This is a genomic window from Paraburkholderia sp. RL18-085-BIA-A (assembly GCF_046027075.1).
GTDB lineage: Bacteria > Pseudomonadota > Gammaproteobacteria > Burkholderiales > Burkholderiaceae > Paraburkholderia.
Map to the genome: position 1 here is coordinate 1 of NZ_JARESU010000050.1, position 16514 is coordinate 16514.

Annotated in this window: 14 protein-coding genes and 1 tRNA gene; 11 read left to right on the forward strand and 4 right to left on the reverse strand. The window is 63.6% G+C overall.

The genetic code is table 11. The features are described 5' to 3' along the window. Window positions 1-34: 34 nt before the first annotated feature. Window positions 35-880, reverse strand: a complete 846-nt coding sequence (locus P0D89_RS27850) for a FadR/GntR family transcriptional regulator (protein ID WP_408362348.1) — start codon at window positions 878-880, stop codon at window positions 35-37. Window positions 881-1154: 274 nt separating this feature from the next. Here P0D89_RS27850 and P0D89_RS27855 point away from each other — a divergent pair, with 274 nt between their 5' ends. The 9 genes from P0D89_RS27855 to dhaK all read left to right on the forward strand — a co-directional run bounded on the left by P0D89_RS27855 (window position 1155) and on the right by dhaK (window position 10748). After that, window positions 1155-2363: an ABC transporter substrate-binding protein gene (locus tag P0D89_RS27855; protein WP_408362349.1), complete on the forward strand. Its 1209-nt coding sequence runs from the start codon at window positions 1155-1157 to the stop codon at window positions 2361-2363. 90 nt (window positions 2364-2453) lie between these two features. Further along, entirely contained in the window at window positions 2454-3314 is an 861-nt protein-coding gene (locus tag P0D89_RS27860) for a branched-chain amino acid ABC transporter permease (protein WP_408362350.1), read from the forward strand. Next, window positions 3311-4378 (forward strand): branched-chain amino acid ABC transporter permease, encoded by a 1068-nt coding sequence (locus tag P0D89_RS27865; protein WP_408362351.1) that lies wholly within the window; start codon window positions 3311-3313, stop codon window positions 4376-4378. The genes P0D89_RS27860 and P0D89_RS27865 overlap by 4 nt, the downstream gene beginning before the upstream one ends. After that, complete coding sequence (locus P0D89_RS27870; protein ID WP_408362352.1) at window positions 4375-5142, forward strand: ABC transporter ATP-binding protein; 768 nt, start codon at window positions 4375-4377, stop codon at window positions 5140-5142. Before P0D89_RS27865 ends, P0D89_RS27870 begins: the two co-directional genes overlap by 4 nt. Next, window positions 5139-5840 (forward strand): ABC transporter ATP-binding protein, encoded by a 702-nt coding sequence (locus tag P0D89_RS27875; RefSeq protein ID WP_408362353.1) that lies wholly within the window; start codon window positions 5139-5141, stop codon window positions 5838-5840. The genes P0D89_RS27870 and P0D89_RS27875 overlap by 4 nt, the downstream gene beginning before the upstream one ends. 33 nt (window positions 5841-5873) lie before the next feature. Further along, entirely contained in the window at window positions 5874-7154 is a 1281-nt protein-coding gene (locus P0D89_RS27880) for a Zn-dependent hydrolase (RefSeq protein ID WP_408362354.1), read from the forward strand. After that, a complete protein-coding gene (locus tag P0D89_RS27885) occupies window positions 7151-8641 on the forward strand; it encodes a M81 family metallopeptidase (RefSeq protein WP_408362355.1) in 1491 nt (496 codons plus the stop codon). Before P0D89_RS27880 ends, P0D89_RS27885 begins: the two co-directional genes overlap by 4 nt. Window positions 8642-8719: 78 nt before the next feature. Beyond that, window positions 8720-8796, forward strand: a tRNA-Val gene (locus P0D89_RS27890). A 254-nt stretch (window positions 8797-9050) separates the two neighbouring features. Beyond that, the gene (gene dhaK, locus P0D89_RS27895) at window positions 9051-10748 is read left to right on the forward strand and encodes a dihydroxyacetone kinase subunit DhaK (protein WP_408362356.1); all 1698 of its coding nucleotides are present in this window, start codon (window positions 9051-9053) and stop codon (window positions 10746-10748) included. Between the two features lie 276 nt (window positions 10749-11024). Here the strand turns inward: dhaK and P0D89_RS27900 are convergent, their stop codons facing one another. Continuing rightward, window positions 11025-12197, reverse strand: coding sequence for a thiolase family protein (locus P0D89_RS27900; RefSeq protein WP_408362357.1), 1173 nt, complete (start codon window positions 12195-12197; stop codon window positions 11025-11027). A gap of 43 nt (window positions 12198-12240) precedes the next feature. Continuing rightward, entirely contained in the window at window positions 12241-13545 is a 1305-nt protein-coding gene (locus P0D89_RS27905; RefSeq protein ID WP_408362358.1) for an MFS transporter, read from the reverse strand. 346 nt (window positions 13546-13891) lie between these two features. Between P0D89_RS27905 and P0D89_RS27910 the strand changes: the two genes are divergently transcribed. Together P0D89_RS27910 and P0D89_RS27915 are read left to right on the forward strand one after the other, a co-directional pair. Then, window positions 13892-14647 carry an SDR family oxidoreductase gene (locus P0D89_RS27910; protein ID WP_408362359.1) on the forward strand — a complete coding sequence of 252 codons (756 nt, stop codon included), beginning with the start codon at window positions 13892-13894 and terminating at the stop codon, window positions 14645-14647. Window positions 14648-14659: 12 nt separating this feature from the next. Further along, the gene (locus P0D89_RS27915) at window positions 14660-15463 is read left to right on the forward strand and encodes an enoyl-CoA hydratase/isomerase family protein (RefSeq protein ID WP_408362360.1); all 804 of its coding nucleotides are present in this window, start codon (window positions 14660-14662) and stop codon (window positions 15461-15463) included. A 6-nt stretch (window positions 15464-15469) separates the two neighbouring features. On the opposite strand, the gene gcvA is transcribed toward P0D89_RS27915, so the two are convergent. Beyond that, a complete protein-coding gene (gcvA, locus tag P0D89_RS27920; protein WP_408362361.1) occupies window positions 15470-16369 on the reverse strand; it encodes a transcriptional regulator GcvA in 900 nt (299 codons plus the stop codon). Window positions 16370-16514 lie beyond the last annotated feature (145 nt).

Below are 16514 nucleotides of genomic sequence, written 5' to 3' on the forward strand. Positions count from 1 at the left end.
CTGCGCATCAATACCGACACTCACCAACACCCGCTCACTCCTCACCACTCTCATCCGACGGCGCGACACTACGCGTCCGCATCCGTCGACGGATCTCCGAATCCAGGATCAAACGCCCTCGCAACTTCCCTTTCATCCGTTTCACATAGCGCGGCGCTTCAGTCATGTGGATCACCATCAACTCCCGCACCTTTTCCACGTCACGCTCACGCGCTGCCTTCGTAATCGCCTTGTGAATCTTGACGTTCGCCTGACCGAACCGCTCATGTTCGGCTTGCGGCGTGTCGTTACGAAACTCGATGAGCTGCCGAATCATTTCATTGATCAACTCGCAGCTGAAACGCAAAAACGGATTCGGATTCGCAGCTGCCAGAATGTCATGAAAGTTCACGTCTTCTTGACGTTGCCGCACCATGTCCTGGCCTCCGTGCGCGGACGCCGGTCGATCGCAGCACGCAATGCTTGCTTCGAGCGCGTCGAAGTCCTGCTCCGTCAGATGGGGGACGGCACCCGCAGCGAGCTCCGGCTCCAGCAATTTGCGCACGGTGTAAATGTCGTCGATCGAGACGTCCTTGAAGAACAGATAATTCTGCAAAAGCTGCAACGTGCGATCGAGCGGCACTTCCACCACCATGCCGCCGCCGCTCGGACCGGTGGTCACCTTGATCAGGCCTTGCACTTCGAGCGACTTCAACGCCTCGCGGATGGTGCTCTTGCTCACTGAAAAGAGCTGCTGCAGTTCCACTTCACGCGGCAGGCGATCACCCGGCTTCAGGTCTTTCTCCGTGATGAGCCGCTTGATTTCCTCGGCGACCAGATCACCACGTTTTTGCTGTTTGATTTCAATCGCGGCGCCAGCCTTGGTACGGTCCATGGCCATATTCGATGCTCCCAGTTTGTCCCGCACGATCCTCGATCAATCCACGCGCCGCGTCACGGCCTGAAACGTCTCCGGATGCCGCCAGGAATTTTGCCTTATTGACACTCGAATTTATTGTACCTACGATCAAGTCCAACCTATTTATCATGATAAATAGAACAAATCCGAAGAGGTGGAAAACTTCGAGGCGGCCAGTCGGCGCAAGTCGTCGTTCGCGTCATGCGTGCAGTTTCGTAGCCGGTCAGTGCGTGTCTCTTTGCTAAGGAGCGTCATTTTGAATCGCCGAAATATGTTGAAGCTGGCCGCGCTGTCGGCCGTTCCGGGGACGTTGGGCTCGCTGGCCGCGCGTAGCGCGTTCGCGCAGGCTGGCACCGTGCAGTTCGCGTGTCCGGTGCCGATGTCTGGGCCATTCGCCGCAAACGGCAAATACGCTGACCTCGGTATGAAGCTCGCCATCGAGCAATATGGCAAGGTCCTCGGTCAGCCGCTCGCATATACGACGCTCGACACGGAAGGCAAGCCTGCGACGGCAGTGCGTCGCGTGCAGGAAATCGCGCAGCAGAAGAACGCACGCTTCTTTGCCGGCGGTATTTTGTCATCCGAAGCATTGGCGATGGGCAAGGAAGTGCAGAAAGCCGGCGGCATTTTCATCACGACAGCAGGTGCGGATGAAATCACCGGCAAGGACTGCAACGCCGCAACGTTCCGCTGGTCGGTGCCGACCTACGGCGCAATCGAACAGACGGTGCGTCCGCTAATCCAGACGTTGCCCAAAGCAAAACGCTGGTACACCATCACGCCGCAATACGTGTTCGGCGACGGATTGTTGTCGGCGGCCAAGGCGATCTTCAAGGAGAAGGGAATCGAGCATGTGGGCAACAGCTACCACTCGCTCAACGAGAAGGAGTTCAGCGGCTATCTGACGAATGCCGTCGCTGCGAAGCCCGACGTTCTGCTGATTCTCAACTTTGGATCGCAATCGTCGGATACGCTGCGCCAGGCGGTGAGCTTTGGCATGAAGAACAATTGCACGATTCTGATGGCGTGGGCGTCCGGGCTGGAGCAATTCGAATCGCTCGGTGCGGACCTTTGCGAAGGCGTCTATTTCGGCGCGCAGTATTGGCACGGCATTGACTCGCCGCTCAACCGCGATCTCGTCAAGCGCGCCAATGCAGCTTTCAAGGCAAACCCCAACTACAGCCTCGCGGGTTCCTATATCTGCACGAAGATCCTGCTCGACGGCATCATCAAGGCAGGCACGATCGATCCGAAGAAAGTGGTCACCGCGCTCGAAGGCATGAAATACGACGGTTTGACCGGCCCGGAAGAAGTCCGCGCAGGCGACCATCAGGTGCTGAAGAACTATTATCTGTTGAAGGGCAAGGCGAAGAACAAGATGAAAAGCGCCGACGACTACGCGGATATCGTGAGTTCCGGCCAATCCTTCCTGCCGCTCGAGAAGACCGGCTGCAAGATGACATGACGCCTGCGTGCCGCACGCAAGCGCGGCGCGTTCATCGCGAACACGAGGCTGCATCGCGACACCTCTTTGCCACATCATCAGACGGACGCCATGAACGTTTATCTCCTGCAGATCGTCAACGGCATCGGAGTGGGGATGCTGTATTTCCTGCTCGCGGTCGGCTTATCGATCGTATTCGGCCTGCTGCGTTTCGTGAACTTCGCGCACGGCGCGTTCTATCTGCTTGGCGCCTACTTCTGCTATCAGGCGATGCAGTGGTCGATGAGTTTCTGGACCGCGCTCGTCGTCGTGCCGATCGTGGTGGGCGCGCTGGCGTGGGTCGTCGAGAAACTGATTCTGCGGCACGTCTACGCGCAGCAGCATGAGTTTCATATTCTTGCGACCGTCGGCCTTGCACTCGTCGTGCAGGAATGCGCGATTCTGATCTGGGGCCCGCTCGGCGATAACGTCGCGGTCCCCGACATATTGAACGGCGTGGTTATCTGGGGCAGCTTCGTTTATCCGAAGTACCGGCTGTTCGTGATCGGTCTCACGGCGGTGCTGGCCGCGCTCTTGTGGTGGGTGCTGGAAGGCACGCGCCTCGGCAGCGCGGTGCGCGCGGGCAGTGAATCGACCGAGATGGTGTCGCTGCTCGGCATCAACGTATTGCGCGTTTTCAGCCTCGTGTTCGCGCTCGGCGCCGCGACTGCCGCGCTGGCGGGCGTGCTCGCCGCGCCGATTCGCGGCGTCGATCCGTTCATGGGCATCGAGGCGCTCAGCGTCGCGTTCGTCGTGGTCGTGGTCGGCGGGATGGGTAACTTTCTCGGTGCGCTCGTCGGCGGCCTGCTGGTGGGCATCGTGCAAAGCGTGATGAGTACTTTGTGGCCCGAAGGCGCGCGGCTGATGATCTACGTCGCGATGGCGGCGGTTCTCCTGCTGCGTCCGAACGGCTTAATCGGGAGGGCCGCATGATCGACACCTCGAAGCCCGCGATGCAAAGCGTTCGCTCTTCATCCACTCGACAGGGCATCAGGCACTCGCTGCATCGCTATCGTTTCCTGCTGCTTGCGCTGCTGGTCGTGTGCCTATTGCCGCTGATGTTGCGCTCCGGATCGCTCGCGACTGAAGTGCTGGTGTTCGCGCTCGCCGCGCTCGGCTGCAATCTTCTGCTGGGGCACACGGGCTTGCTATCGTTCGGGCAGGGCATTTTCTTCGGGCTCGGCAGTTATTGCGCGGGACTGGTTCTGACTAAGACCGCATTGCCGCTGCCAGTGGCATTGTTTGCATCGATCGTGACCGGCGCAGCTGCCGCGGCGCTGGTCGGCTGGTTTTCGATTCGCCAGCGCGGCACGTACTTCGTGATGTTGACGCTCGCGTTCGGCCAACTGTTCTATTTTCTCGCCTACACCACGCCCGATCTCACCGGCGGCGACAACGGCTTGCTGGACATTCCGCGCCCTGCGCTGAGCGTGTTCGGCAAAACACTCGTGCCGTTGACCTCGCCGTGGCAATACTATGGCTTCGTCGCTGGACTATTTCTCGTGGTGTTCTGGCTGCTGATGCGCGTGTCCCATTCGGTATTCGGGCGGACTCTGCTCGCGATTCGCGACAACGAAGCGCGGGCCGCCGCTGTCGGCTACGACGTCAAGCGCTTCAAGCTGATGGCGTTCATGATCTCCGGCGCGGTCACCGGACTCGCCGGCGCGCTCCATGCGCTGATGACCGGCATCGCGCCGCTCTCCAACATCGACTATCACACGAGCGAGATGATCCTTGTGATGACGGTGATCGGCGGCACCGGCAATCTGTTCGCATCGGTGTTGGGCGCGGCGTTCTACGTGCTGTTCGCCGACTGGCTCTCCACGCTGTGGCCGCGCTGGCTGTTGCTGCTCGGCATCGTGCTGATCGCGGTAAGTCTCTTCATGCAGCGCGGGCTGTGGGGATTAGGCGAGCGCATCTGGCAATCGCTGGGCCGCAAGCCGTCTCGGGAAGCAGACAACGACGGGAACAACGACGCCGACAAGGAGGTCGCATGAACGAACCCATTCTGCGAGCGAGCGGCGTCGTAAAACGCTACGGCAAATTCACCGCACTCTCCGACGTGAATCTGAGCATCAATCCACGCACCGTGCATTCGGTGATCGGTCCGAATGGCGCGGGCAAGACCACGCTCTTCCACGTACTGACCGGCACGCTGCCGATTACCGAAGGCAAGATCATGTTCGACGGTCACGACGTCACGCACGAGCCGGACCATAAGCGCGTGCGCCGCGGTGTCGCGCGATCGTTTCAGGTGACTAGCCTGTTCGCCAATCTGAGCGTGCGCGAAAACCTGCGCCTCGCCGCGCAAGGTGTGGACGCGGTGCGTGCGTTGAATGCATGGACGCCGCCGCACGGTGCGCTCGCGCATGGGGACACGGTCGACAGCGTGCTTGAACGGCTCGCGCTGCAGCGCTTCAGCGAGGTTTCGGCCGGCGCGCTCTCGCACGGTCAGCAGCGGCGGCTCGAAGTCGGCATGGCGCTCGCCGCGCGGCCCAAGGCGATCTTTCTCGACGAGCCGACCTCGGGCATGGGGATCGACGACCTCGACGACATGAAGCAGCTGATTCACGGCCTGCGCGACGCATACACGGTCGTGCTGATCGAACACAACATGGGCATCGTGATGGATATCTCCGACTCGATCACCGTGATGCAACAAGGCCGCGTGCTGGTGGAAGGGCGGCCGGACGACATTCGCGGTGACGAGCGCGTGCGCAGTGCCTATCTCGGCAACATGATCACCGGAGGCCGCGCATGATTCTCGACGTACAGCAGATTCACGGCTTCTACGGCAAGAGCCACATCCTGCAAGGCGTTTCGTTGCAGATCGACGATGGCGAGACGGTCACGCTGCTGGGCCGCAACGGCGCCGGCAAATCGACCACGCTCAAAGCGATTGCCGGCGTCGTCACACCGCGGCGCGGCACAGTGACGTTCAACGGCGTGAAGATCGACGGCATGCCGCCGCACAAGATCGCGTCGCGCGGCGTGTGCTTCGTGCCCGAGCATCGCGGCGTTTTCCGGCTACTCACGGTCGAGGAGAACTTGCGGCTCGGTGCGCGCAAGGACTCGCCGTGGCAGCTCGACGACATCTACCGCATCTTTCCGCGCCTGAGGGAGCGGCGCACGAACGGTGGCGCGCAACTGTCCGGCGGCGAACAGCAGATGCTCGCGATCGGCCGGGCGCTGATGAATCATCCGCGTTTGCTGATGCTCGACGAGCCGGTCGAGGGTCTCGCGCCGGTGATCGTCGAAGAAATCGTCGCGCAGCTCAAGCTGATTCGCGAAGCGGGCGTCGCGATTCTGCTGGTGGAGCAGAACCTGGAAGTCTGCACGCAACTCGCGGACCGCCACTACATCATCGAACAAGGCGTGATTGTCTATGCAGGCGATAACGCGTCATTTTCCGCGGACGAGTCGATCAAGGACCGTTATCTCGGCGTGGGCGTCGTTTGACGCTTGCGCAGTCTTCAATACGAGGAAGCATCGATGCAAGGTCATGAATCAACAACCGTCACGGCGGCCGGCGATCTGCGAGTCGACGGCGCGCGGCTCTGGGACAGTCTCATGCAACTCGCGCGGATCGGCGCCACCGACAAAGGCGGCGTGTGCCGGCTCGCATTGACGGAACTGGACCGTGAGGCGCGTGAGCTTTTCATCGCGTGGGCGAAGGAGATCGGCTGCAGCGTGCGGATCGACGCGATCGGCAATATCTTTGCGCGCCGCGCCGGTTTGCGCGACGACCTGCCGCCGGTGATGACCGGCAGCCACATCGACACGCAGCCGACGGGCGGCAAGTTCGACGGCAACTACGGCGTGCTGGCGGGTCTCGAAGTGCTGCGCACGCTCGCCGATACCAACGTGCAAACGCTCGCGCCGTTGGAAGTCGCAGTGTGGACCAACGAGGAAGGTTCGCGCTTCGTGCCGGTAATGATGGGTTCGGGCGTGTTCGCCGGCGCATTCACGCTGGAGCGTGCGCTGGCGCAACGCGATCGCGAGGGCGTGTCGGTGCGCGACGCGCTGGCGGCGATCGGCTATGCCGGCGAGAGCGGAAAACCGCATGCCGTCGGTGCGTATTTCGAGGCGCATATCGAACAGGGGCCGGTGCTGGAGGCGCACGATAAAACCATCGGCGTGGTGCAAGGCGCGCTGGGTCAACGCTGGTACGACGTGACCGTGCACGGGATGGAAGCGCATGCAGGGCCGACGCCGATGGCGTTGCGCCGCGACGCGCTGCTCGTCGCAGCGGATCTGATTCATGCGGTCAATCGCATCGCACTCGATCACGCGCCGCACGGTCGCGGCACGGTGGGCTGGCTGGACGTGCATCCGAATTCGCGCAACGTGATTCCGGGCCGCGTGACGCTCACGGTCGATCTGCGCGCCGCCGACGACGCCACGCTCACCGCGATGGACAGCGCGTTGCGCGCGGCATGCTCGGCGGCGGGCGAGCAGAGCGGCATCGCCGTCGACGTGGAACAGGTGGTGTATTTCCCGCCGCAGCCGTTCGCCGCAGAACTGGTCGCCGCCGTGAAGCGGGGCGCAGATGCGCTCGGCTTTTCGTCGATGGACGTGATCAGCGGTGCGGGCCACGACGCCGTCTATCTGGCGCGAGTCGCGCCCGCCGCGATGATCTTCGTGCCGTGCAAGGACGGCATCAGTCACAACGAAATCGAGGACGCGCGCGCCGATCATCTGGAAGCCGGCTGCAACGTGCTGTTGCAGGCGATGCTGGACGCGGCGCAGAAGGTGGGGAGTGTCAACGCATGAAAATCCTGATCGCGCGGATGAATCACGAGACCAACACGTTCTCGCCGGTGGCGACGCCGCTCGCCGCATTCGGCCGCAACGGTCCGAGCTATGGTGAAGACGCGTTTAACGAAAACAAAGGCATGCAGACGGCGATGGCCGCGTTCATCGATGCCGCCGAGCGTGAGCACGCCGAGATCGTGACGCCGGTGTCGGCGTCGGCGAATCCGAGCGGACCGGTCGAGGCCGCCGCTTACGCTGCGATCTGCGACGCGATCGTGGCGGCGGCGAACGGCTGCGACGCGGTGATGCTGGATCTGCACGGCGCGATGGTCGCCGAGAATTCGAACGACGGTGAAGGCGATCTGCTCGAACGCGTGCGCGCATTGCTGCCGGATGCGCCGATTGCGGTCGCGCTCGATCTGCACGGCAACGTCACCCAAAAGATGATCGACAACGCGGATGTGATCGTCAGCTTCAAGACCTATCCGCATGTCGATATGTACGAGACTGGCGCGCACGCGGCGCGTCTGATGTTCGATCTCGTGCACGGCAACACGAAGCCGGTGATCGCGTGGCGTCAGCCGCCGCTGCTCACGCACACACTGCGCAGCGCGACCGCCGAAGGCGCGATGAAGCGCGCGGTGGACGCCGCGCGCGCGGCCGAAGCGGAAGGCATGCTGGCGGTGTCGGTGTTGTCCGGCTTCTCGCTGGCCGATATCGACGCGCCGTGCATCAGCGTCGTCGTGGTGGGCAACGGCCAGCGCGCCGAGGCCGAAGCGGTGGCCGAGCGCATCGCCCGGCAGATCTGGGACGAGCGCGAAGATTTCGTGTATCGCAGCGCGCCGCTCGCGGAGTCGGTCGCGCAAGCGGCGTCGCTTGCGCAGGGCGCCGACAAACCGGTGCTGCTGCTCGATCACGGCGACAACTGCATGTCGGGCGGCACCTGCGACACGATGGACCTGCTCGAAGAAGCGTTGCAGCAGAAGCTCGAAGGCATCGTCAGCGGACCGTTGTGCGATCCACAAGCGGTCGCGGCGTTGATGTCGGCGGGCGTCGGCAGCACGGTGACGGTGACGATCGGCAACAAGGTTGCGAGCGATGCACTGACACCGCGCCCGCCGTTCGCCGTGACCGGCGTGGTGCGTGCACTCACCGACGGAGAATACGTGATCAGTGGCCCGACCTACACTGGCCAGCGTGCGTTCATGGGACGCGCGGCCGTGCTCGACACGGGCACCATGAAGCTCGTGATGACCGAGCGCACGCACGAGCCGTGGGACCTCGGCGTGTTCGAGAGCGTCGGTATCGATCCGCGTCGCGCGCGTTTCCTGCTGCTCAAATCGCGCATGTACTGCCGGCCGGTTTTCGTGCCGATCGCCGCTGCGCTGGTGGAATGCGATAGCCGTGGCGTGACGAGTTCCGATTACGGGCTGTTCGCATTCGAGCACGTGAAGCGGCCGGTCTATCCGCTGGATACAAGCGCCGAGTGGGCGTCGAAGAATTGAACGAAGCGTCCGCGTCGGCATGGATAGCGATTGGGGCTTGTGCTGTTTGCGCGGAGTCTCTATAATTCGCGCCTCTAAAGGCTCGTAGCTCAGTTGGTTAGAGCACCACCTTGACATGGTGGGGGTCGTTGGTTCGAATCCAATCGAGCCTACCAACGCATCAGTGACGTAGACGAAAGCGGTTCCGCTTTCGTCTACTGTCCTGTCAGTTTTTCTCTTCCGCATTGCTTCCCCTTCATTGCCATCCGACTCCTTCGCGAGTGTCTTTGCGCGTTCACGTCTGGCGGATCACATCGTCTTTCGTCATTGCGCGGTACAGTTGAGCCTTCCCTCCGGTTTCGCAACTGAATCAACTGCCGTCAGCGCGCGACCCGACGCTGCGCCGGCAGCTACAGAAGGAGCTGACGCAATGAAGAAGCTCATCAATGACGTCCGCGCCGTCGTTCCCGACATGCTCGACGGACTCGCGGCGCTCAATCCCAATCTCTCGCTGTTGCAAGGCGGCACGATCGTCGTGCGGGCCGATGCCGAGGCTGTTGCAGCACGCGGCGAAGTCGCGCTGATCTCGGGAGGCGGCTCGGGCCACGAGCCCGCGCATGGTGGCTATGTGGGCCACGGCATGCTGAGCGCGGCGGTGGCGGGCGAGGTCTTCACCTCGCCGTCCACGGACGCGGTGCTCGATGCCATACGCGCGGTGGCCGGCACGGCAGGTGTGTTGCTGATCGTGAAGAACTACACGGGCGACCGCTTCAACTTCGGCCTCGCCGCCGAGATCGCGCGCGCCGAGGGCATTCCCACCGAGATGGTGATCGTCGCCGACGACGTTGCGCTGACCGCAAGCGGCGACCATGCGGGCCGTCGCGGACTCGCGGGGACTGTGCTGGTTCACAAGATCGCGGGTGCAGCGGCGGCCGCGGGCCGTCCATTGGCCGAGGTCGCGCGGATCGCGCGCGAGGCCGCCGCGTCGCTCGGCACGATGGGCGTCGCGCTCACGCCGTGCACGGTGCCGGCAGCGGGCAAGCCGGGGTTCGAACTGGCCGATGACGAAATCGAATGGGGGCTCGGTATTCATGGCGAACCCGGCGTGGAGCGCGGCGCGATGGAGCCGGCCGACGCGATCGTCGGCAAGCTGCTGGCGAAGATCGTCGGCGACCTGGCGCTGCAAGCCGGTGAGCGGGTGGCGCTGCTGGTGAACAATCTCGGCGGCACGCCGTCGAGCGAATTGAGCATCGTGGCCGGGTCCGCGTTGCGCAATCTGTCCGAGGGCGGCATCAAGGTGGAACGCGCGTGGGCTGGCACCTTCCTGAGCGCGCTGGAAATGGCGGGCGTCTCGTTGACGCTGCTGCGCGTGGACGACGAGCGGGTCGCCTGGCTCGACGCCGTCGCGCACACCAGCGCATGGCCTTCGTTGAGCGGCCGCGTCGCGCAGGTTTCCGTGCGGCCCGCGCCCGTCACGCCTGAGCGCGCAAGCGGCGCGGCGCTCGCGCGCGAGGCGCCGCTGCGCCGTGTGATCGAAGCCGTTTGCGCGTGCTTGTTGACAGCGGAGCCGACCTTGACCGAAATGGATCAACGCGTCGGCGATGGCGATCTCGGCATCAGCCTGTCGCGTGGCTCGCGTGCCGTGCTCGATGAACTCGACTTGTATCCTTCGACGCCGGGCGGCGTATTGCGCGGCATGTCCGCGACGCTGCGACGTGTGGTCGGCGGCACCTCAGGCCCGCTGTACGCGGTGATGCTGTTGCGTGCCGCCGTCGCGCTCGAACAGTCGGGCGGCTCGACGGCAAAGGAATGGGCAGCGGCCTTCGGTGCGGGCGTCGACGGATTGATGGAGCTGGGCGGTGCGCAGCCAGGCGATCGCACGATGGTCGATGCGCTGAAGCCCGCCGCCGATGCGTTGCAGTCCGCGCTCGCCCGCGCGGAGCAAACCGGCGTCGCGTTGCAGACTGCCGTCGACGCGGCCATCGAGGGGACGGCTCGCACAGCGTCGATGCATCCACGGCGAGGGCGTTCGAGTTATGTCGGCGATCGTGCGCTCGGTCACGCGGACCCTGGCGCGCATGCGGTGGCGTTGTGGCTTGCTGCGATTCGCGACGCGTTGGCGGATTGAGCGGCGTTGCGCGTGCTCGTGCTCGTGCCCGTGCCCGAATAGAAAACGGCTAACAGCAGCAACACTGTTAGCCGTGTGACCGTCCAGTCGACATCAAACCTCTACAAACAGCACTCGCCGTCGAAATAAGCCTTGCACCAGCGGGTGGTCGTCACCCGCTCGAACAGGCCGACCGATGAAAACGGATCCGCCGCAATGAACTTTTCGGCTTCCTCGCGCGTTTCCAGCTCCTTGCCCGCCGGATGTCAGCGGCCCGGCCCAGTCTCGACGCATCGATCAAGTCGAGAGAATCGTCACGAGCGCGACCGCCGAGTCGCCCGCGAGCTGGCCGCCGTTATTCTCGGCAAGCGCGACCTTCGCCCCCGGTCGTTGCCGTGCGCCCGCCGTGCCGCGCAACTGCTGCGTGAGTTCGACGATCTGCGCGACGCCCGTCGCACCGACCGGATGCCCGCGTGAGAGTAGCCCGCCGCTCGGATTCACCGAGACACGCCCGCCGATGCCGGTATCGCCCGAGCGGAGCAGTCCGGGCGCGTCGCCCGGCGCGCATAGACCGAGGTTCTCATAGTGGATCAGCTCAGCCGGCGCGGACGCATCGTGCAACTCGACGACATGCACGTCCGACGGAGCCACGCCCGCTTCCTCGTAGGCGGCTTTCGCGGCCCGGACCGCGACGAGTTCGCCGGAGCCATCGGCCTTCGCCGATACGATCGAACTTGCGCGGATGAAGACCGGGCGGATGTCGTGCTTTATCGCGTAGTCCTCCGAGCAGATGAAGACGGCCGCGCCGCCGTCGCCGATCGACGAGCACATGAAAAGCGTGAGCGGATCGCTGACCATGCGGCTCGCCAGCACTTCCTCGACGGTCGATTCCTTGCGGAACTGCGCGTGCGGATTGAGTGACCCCGCGTGCCGGCTCTTCACGACGACGCGCGCGAAATCGCTCGCGTCAGCGCCGGTCTTTTCCATCCACTTGCGGGCCTTCGCGGCGTACAGGTCCATGAAGAGCGAGCCGGTGCCTGCCGTTACGCCTTCGGGCAGCGGCTCTTCGAGATCGACGGCTTTCGCGAACGCGCCGAACGAAACGGCCTTGTCCTCGTGCGAGAGCTTTTCGACGCCGACGACCAGTGCGGTCTCGGACTGGCCTGACGCCACCGAGAGCCACGCGAGATTGAGTGCCGAACTACCGGACGCGCACGCGTTCTCGATATTGAACATGGGCTTGCCGTCGAGGCCGGTGTTGCGTAGCGACGACTGCGAGCGAATCATCTCCTGCCCCGTGACGACGCCTGCCGCCGCGTTGCCGAAGAACACGCGATCGACATCGTTCGCGGTGACGCGCGCGTCCTTTAGCGCGAGGCCGACCGCTTCTTCGGCCAGCGACTTGAGATTGCGTTCGAGAAATTTTCCAAAGGGCGTCATGCCGACACCGCCGATCACTACTTTGCGCATGGCTGTCTCCTGAGAGTGAAATGAAATTTGTGTCTGGCCGCTGTCAGTCGAGCGTTTTCCCGCGTGTCTCCGGCATCCTGGCGTAGACGACGAAGCCGACCGTGCACACGGCGGCGACGTAGACCCAGACGTATTGCGAAAGACCGGAGCCCGACATCGCGGTCATGATGTAAGGCAGCGTCCCGCCGAACACCGCCGCCGATATCGCATACGGCAACGCCACACCGGTCGCGCGCACTTCCGCCGGGAACTGCTCGGCCATCGCGGCGGCGCACGTCGCGGCGAAGCCCGACGAGAGCAGCATGCCGATCGTCACGATGGCGGTGGCGCTCCAGAAGTCATTGGTGAGGAGGTGCAGCGCCGGCCAAGCGAAGAGCGCCGATCCGCCCGCGAACACCATCAGCACCGGCTTGCGTCCGATTTTGTCCGAGAGCATGCCGATAAACGGAATTGCCACGAGCGAGACGATGATCGAGATCACGCTCGCGCTGAACCCCTCTCGCAGCGGCAGGCCGGTGCGCATGTGAGCGAGGGTGGGGAACAGCACGAGCCACAGATAGATGCAGAGATTGCCCGCCATCGCGATGCCGATCACGCGCAGTGCGGCGCGCCGGTGATCGCTCACGATCACGAGAAACGGATGATGCGTGCGCCGGTGCGTCGCCGCCGTCTTCCGGAACGCATCGGTTTCGGCGACGGCGAGCCGCACCCACAGCGCGATGAAGCCCATCAGTCCTGCGATCGTGAAACCAATGCGCCAGCCCCAGCGCGCCATGTCGGGCGCATCGATCGTCGAAGTCAGGATGTAGCCGATCAGCGCCGCGACGAGCACGCCCGCATTCACGGCGAAATGCTGCCAGGAACCGGCGAAGCCGCGCCGTGCAGGCGAGGAGGATTCGATCAGGAACGTTGATGCGGAGCCGAATTCGCCGCCCGCAGCGAAGCCTTGCACGAGTCGCGCGAGCACGAGGATCACCGGAGCTGCGATGCCGATCGTCGCGTAGCCGGGGCACGCTGCGATCACGAGCGAGCTGCCCGCCATCAACGCTACCGACAACGTGAGTCCGTTCTTGCGTCCGTGGCGGTCCGCGTAGGCTCCGAGCAGTGCGCCGCCGATCGGACGCATGACGAAGCCGACCGCGAACACGGCGAACGTACTCAGGAGCGAGACGCGGTCGTTGTTCGCAGGGAAGAACTGCTTGGAGAAAAGCGAGGCGAAAGTCGCGTAAATGATCCAGTCGGTGAATTCGACGATGGTGCCGAGGGTAGCCGCGACGATGGCTTTTTTTTGCGCTCGGGTGAGCGGTGCGGCGGGTCCCTCGCCAACGCGTGAAAGGGTGCTGTCCAAGTGTGTCTCCATGTCTCTTTGTCGGGCTTGCTCGTGAGTGCGTGCCGCCCGGATGAACGCACGCGCTGATGCCGGAATACCTGCGCCGTCGTTTCCGTGGGAAGGCTCGGTGCATGGAGGCATCGTAGGTTTCGTGAAAGCGGCCACGCAAACGACTTTTTCTGCGTCTTCGGTTGAGTTTTTATTCGCTTGCGCGCGATGGCCAGAGGGGCGGACGTGCGCGATGTTGCTCGAGCGTCGATTGAGCGCAAGTCAATCAAACGCGTCGAAAAAGTCGTTTGAGCGAGTGGGCCTGCGCGGCCTAGCATCGAAGCGTGCAAGAACATTCAACTCAAGGAGACACTTCATGAACTTGACTGGACCCGAAGTCGCCATCGTCACCGGTGGCGCCAAAGGCATCGGCCTCGGCATCGCTGAGGCGCTTGCGCGCGGGGGCCGACGCATCGCGCTATTCGACCTCGATCGCGCTAGCCTCGACGAAGCATCGGGCGCGCTTGCCGCCGCCGGCGCCGACGTGATCGGCGTCGTCGTCGATGTAACGCACAGCGAATCGGTGAACCGTGCGGTCGAAACAGTTGCGGAGCACTTCGGGCGGGTCGATGTGCTCGTGAACAATGCGGGCATCGTGCGCGACAAGCTAATCACGAAGATGAGCGACGACGACTGGGACGCCGTGATCGACGTCAACCTGAAGTCGCAGTTCCTATGCTGCCGCGCGGTGCTCGGGCATATGATCGCGGCGCAGTACGGGCGCATCGTGAACATATCGTCGCGTGCGTGGCTCGGCGGCGTCGGGCAGGCCAACTATTCCGCCGCGAAGGGCGGCGTGGTAAGCCTCACGCGCAGTCTCGCGCTCGAATGGGCGAAAGCCGGTGTCACCGTCAACGCGATCGCGCCGGGCATCGTCGATACGCCACTCTTTCGCAAGTTCGATCCCGGTCTTCAGGAGCGGCTGAAGAAATCAGTGCCGGTGCAGCGCGTCGGCACGCCGGAGGATATCGCGCTGGCCGTGCTGTTTTTCGCGCAAAGGGAAGCGTCGTACATCACTGGGCAGACGCTGTATGTGTGCGGCGGCCGCTCGCTGACTTCGCCAAGCGTTTGAAGGAGCGCGATCATGACCATTCACTGCACGGTATCGAACCATGTCGCGACGATCACCCTCGATCGGCCCGAAGCGCTTAACGCGCTCGACCTTCAGAGTCTTCAGGAGTTACGCGCCGCGTTGTCGGCGGCGCGCGACGACGACGGCATCCGCGTGATTGTCTTGACGGGTGCGGGGCGCAAGTCGTTCTGCGTAGGCGCGGACCTGAAGAACACACTGCCGCCGTCGACGAGCTTCAGTTCGTCGTTCGTCAAGTCGATCGACCGGGCCGCGGCCGAGGGTGTCTACGTCCGCCTGATGGACCTGAGTTCGCTGCGCATTCTCAAACCGTTGATCGGCGCGATCAACGGCTATTGCCTGGGCGGCGGGCTGGAACTCGCGCTGCAGTGCGACCTGCGGATCGCATCGGAGAACGCAGTGTTCGGTTTGCCCGAGGCGGTCGTCGCTAGCATCCCAGCCGTATGCGGTATTCAGGCCCTGCAGAAGGCCATCCCCTCGGCGATCGCGATGAAGATGCTGCTGACCGGCGCGAAGATCGACGCGGCCTACGCGGCGCGCGTGGGTCTCGTGTCGGACGTCACAGAGCCCCATGCACTGATGGACAAGGCGCTCGAACTAGCGGGCGCCATCGCAGCGAACGGGCCGCTCGCAGTGCAGATGATCAAGAAGATCGCGGAGACCAGCAGCAACGTGCCGCTCACGCAGGCGATCGAATTCACGGAGCTCGCGTGGGGCGCGATGCGTGAATCGGAAGATCGCGTGGAAGGGCGCAAGGCGTTCGCGGAAAAACGCAAGCCGTGCTTCAAGGGGCACTGAAGGGTGTCACGACTGCTCGTCGCAGGTGGACAGCAGCCAGTCGCGGAACGCGGCGAACTCCGGGTTCGCGAGATGCTTCGGCGGATAGACGAGGTAGTAGGTAAAAGCGCCCAGGTCGAGCACATACGAGAAAGGCATGACGAGCGTGCCTGACCGCAGTTGATCCGCGACCAGCACGCGCTGCGCGATCGCGACGCCGTGCCCCTGCGTCGCCGCGAAATAAGCGAGGATCGAGCTTTCGTAACTGAGTCCGGAGAGCGGATTGACGCCGCGCACGCCGGCGGCGTCGAGCCACTTCGCCCAGTCTTCGCGGCGGGCGAGCGAATGCAGCAGCGGCACGTTGCGCAGGCTCGCCGCGCTCGCGTCGGTAAGGTCGGGATGTGCGCGCAGGAACTCGGGGCTGCACACGGGGACGAGTTCGTTCGGCACCAGCCGGTCCGATCCCACATCCGAGGATGGCGTATGCGAGAGCCTGATCGCCGCATCCACGTTTTCGGCATTGAAGTCCACCGCCTGCAAGGACGTAGTCAGGCTGACCTCGATATCCGGATGTTCGCGATGAAACGTCGAGAGGCGCGGAAGCAGCCAGTTCATCGAAAACGTGGTGTAGGCGCGGATCTTCAGCGTGCGGCGGCGGCGCGCTTCAGTGAGATTGATGGTGGCCGTGCGCATGGTTTCGAAGCCACGCACGATGTCGGTTAGATAGCGCTCGCCCATCGGCGTCAATGCGATCGCGCGATGACCGCGCTCGAACAACATCACCCCGAGCTGGTCTTCGAGCAGCTTGATCTGCCGGCTGACCGCTGCAGGTGTGACGTTCAACTCGTTGGCGGCGAGCTGCACGCTCAAGAGGCGTCCGCAGACTTCGAAGGCGCGGAGTGCGTTGAGTGATGGAAGGGTTCGCATCGGAAAATGGTAGCACGGGCATTGCTCGCGTCGAGCCGGGGACGATACCGGTAAACGCCTGGTTTCGCTTCAGGAAAAGTTAAGCGAGACGCGAGGAAATGTCGTTTGTCGGACCAGGTCACGCGACGTATCGTTGATTCAAGGG